Origin of the sequence: Acidovorax sp. SUPP3334 (genome assembly GCF_030159055.1) — a bacterium.
Lineage (GTDB): Bacteria > Pseudomonadota > Gammaproteobacteria > Burkholderiales > Burkholderiaceae_C > Paracidovorax.
Genome location: NZ_BQXQ01000093.1, coordinates 1 through 2,404 on the forward strand (window position 1 = coordinate 1; position 2,404 = coordinate 2,404).

The 2,404-nt window shown below is 63.1% G+C and carries 3 protein-coding genes and 2 pseudogenes; 4 read left to right on the forward strand and 1 reads right to left on the reverse strand.

The genetic code is table 11. From position 1 onward, the window contains the following. The 4 genes and pseudogenes from AVHM3334_RS23520 to AVHM3334_RS23535 form a co-directional block, all read left to right on the forward strand. A pseudogene (locus AVHM3334_RS23520) lies at positions 1-114 on the forward strand (IS5/IS1182 family transposase); the annotation flags it as partial. Positions 115-239: 125 nt separating this feature from the next. Continuing rightward, the gene (locus tag AVHM3334_RS23525) at positions 240-677 is read left to right on the forward strand and encodes a transposase (protein WP_284415854.1); all 438 of its coding nucleotides are present in this window, start codon (positions 240-242) and stop codon (positions 675-677) included. Further along, positions 653-859 (forward strand): IS66 family insertion sequence element accessory protein TnpB, encoded by a 207-nt coding sequence (gene tnpB, locus AVHM3334_RS23530; protein WP_284415855.1) that lies wholly within the window; start codon positions 653-655, stop codon positions 857-859. The genes AVHM3334_RS23525 and tnpB overlap by 25 nt, the downstream gene beginning before the upstream one ends. Positions 860-907: 48 nt before the next feature. Continuing rightward, positions 908-1,841, forward strand: a pseudogene (locus AVHM3334_RS23535) (transposase); the annotation flags it as partial. A gap of 208 nt (positions 1,842-2,049) precedes the next feature. Here AVHM3334_RS23535 and AVHM3334_RS23540 read toward each other — a convergent pair. Then, positions 2,050-2,404 (reverse strand): integrase core domain-containing protein (locus AVHM3334_RS23540; RefSeq protein WP_284415856.1); only part of this gene is annotated, 355 nt, incomplete at its 5' end.

Sequence of the window (2,404 nt, forward strand, 5' to 3'; positions counted from 1 at the left end):
TTTGCCTGGCTGGAGAAGAACAGGCGGCTGTGGAAGAACTGCGAGCGGCTGCTCAATACCAGCCTGCAGTTCGTACATCTGGCTTTCCTCGCTCTGCTGCTCAGGAGATCGTGAACACGTTCTAAGACAGCGCCGGGTCTTGGCAGTGATGCTGCGTAAGCCGTCAATAAACCACGCCCTTCATTTCAGCATGCTGACCTGAGAGGCTACGTTCCCACGTACATGTAGATGGGAACGTAATGTCAGAGTGGATTTTGGATCTGGCCGAACGGCTGATCGTCGGCCGCAAACGCGATGGCCGATGCGTGTATGACGCCCAGGCCAAGCAGGAGCTGATCTCAGCCTGTGGCCGGCCAGGCATTTCGATGGCCAAGCTGGCTCGCGACTGCGGCATCAATGCCAACCTGCTGAGCACCTGGGTCCGCAAACACGAGCGCAAGGCGGTGGTGCCTCCCGCGCCGGCAGTGGTAGCTGCCGTAGCCACCGTGGCTACGGCGCCAGCGTTCGTACCGGTCCACATCGAAGCTCCGGCGCCGCAAGCTCAAGCAATGCTGCAGATGCAGGCCCGACTTCCCAGTGGTGTCGTCGTGGACCTCGGCGCCTGCGACCTGCCGCAGGCTTGCGAACTCCTCGAGGCGCTGGGGAGGATGCGATGTTCCGCTTCGACCCGGACCTGAAGGTCTACCTGCATCGCGATGCCATCGACTTTCGTGTCGGTCTCAATGGTCTGGCAATTGTGGTCGAGCAGGCGCTCGGCATGGACCCGTTCGCCCAGGCCGTTTACGTATTTCGTCGCCCCTGCAAAACCCTGGCAACCCGCATGGACACTGGGTTTTCGCCAGTTCCGCTGGTTGCTTGATCCCCCGAGAATCAACAAATCAGATTTTGTTTTCTGGGAGTTTTGCAGATGTCCGAGACCGATTTCTTGCGCCAGCCGCTGGCCGAGATGATCGATCCGCACCACCCGCTGGCGGTGCTGGCTGCCCGGCTGCCCTGGGCGCAGATCGAGGCGGCGTTGGCGCCGCACTTTGCCCGCCATGTGCGTGAGGGCCGCGCCGTTGCGCAGGACGATCTGTTCGGCCCATCGCTGCCAAGTGGCCGGTGCCGGTGTTGCTGCCGCCGGCCGTCCCCGTCTTCCCCTGCGCCTGATGGCCAGCCTGCTGTACCTCAAGCACGCGTACAAGCCAAGCAGTTCAAGCGCCTGCGCAAGGTCGTCAAACGCCAGCGCACGATCCTGGGCATTGTGCTGCGCGAGGTGGGGCGCAAGATCGAACAGGCCAGCGAGGCCACCGCGCTGACGCTGACCAGCTTGCAAACGCTGATGCAACGCGCCGAGCGCATCCGCACACAGCGTCCCAAGGACAAGAACAAGCTGTACGCTCTGCACGCCCCGCAGGTGGAGTGCATCGGCAAAGGCAAGGCCAGGAAGCCCTACGAGTTCGGCGTGAAGGTCAGCGTGGCGGTCACGCACAAGCAGGGCCTGATGGTCGGGGCGCGCAGCTTCACCGGCAACCCCTATGACGGCAACACTTTGAACGAACAGTTGGAGCAGGTGAGGATCCTGATCGAGGACACAGCGATCAAGCCCCAAGCAGATCGTCGTGGACCTGGGGTTCAGAGGTGTGGATGCGGACAACCCCGACGTGCAGATCATCCACCCAGGCAAATTCAAGAGCCTGACCGAACAGCAGCGACGCTGGCTCAAGCGCAGACAGGCGGTGGAGCCCGCCATCGGGCAGCTGAAGCACGACAACGGCATGGACCGGTGCTGGTTGCAGGGCGCTGCGGGCGATGCGCTGCATGCGCTGCTGTGCGCGACGGGCTACAACATCCGCTGGCTGCCATTGACGTTGCACGAGGAGGTGGACCAGCGACTCTGGCAGATCGGCCAGCAAGGCCGGTTGCATGAAGCAGCTGCGCACCAGCATGAGCATGGAGCATCTCTGGCCTGGCGCATGGCGTTCACGCGCCATGATCAGCTTGTCGCAATCCGGTGCAGGTGCGGCAGTCTGAACCGCCCCGGGAATCCCGGAGACCCCTTGGTTTGAGTCACGCCGACATGGCGGACTCATGGGAGTGGGAATAGTAGTTGGCCTCAGCCTCGGCCGGTGGGATATTCCCGATCGGCTCCAGCAATCGACGGTTGTTGAACCAGTCGACCCAGTTGAGCGTGGCCCACTCGACCTCCTCGCGCGTGCGCCAGGACGAGGCGCGATGGATCACCTCGGCCTTGTACAGGCCGTTGATGGTCTCGGCCAGAGCGTTGTCGTAGGAGTCCCCCACGCTGCCTACCGAAGGCTCCAGGCCGGCTTCCACGAGCCGCTCTGTGTAGCGGATCGACACGTACTGAACGCCTCGGTCGCCGTGGTGAATCAGGCGATCCGGGCCGACCGGCTTGCGGGCA

Excerpts from the sequence above, each read along its gene's own strand:
- AVHM3334_RS23525 (WP_284415854.1), top strand. The coding sequence starts at position 240 with ATGTCAGAGTGGATTTTGGATCTGGCCGAACGGCTGATCGTCGGCCGC.
- tnpB (WP_284415855.1), top strand. The coding sequence starts at position 653 with ATGTTCCGCTTCGACCCGGACCTGAAGGTCTACCTGCATCGCGATGCC.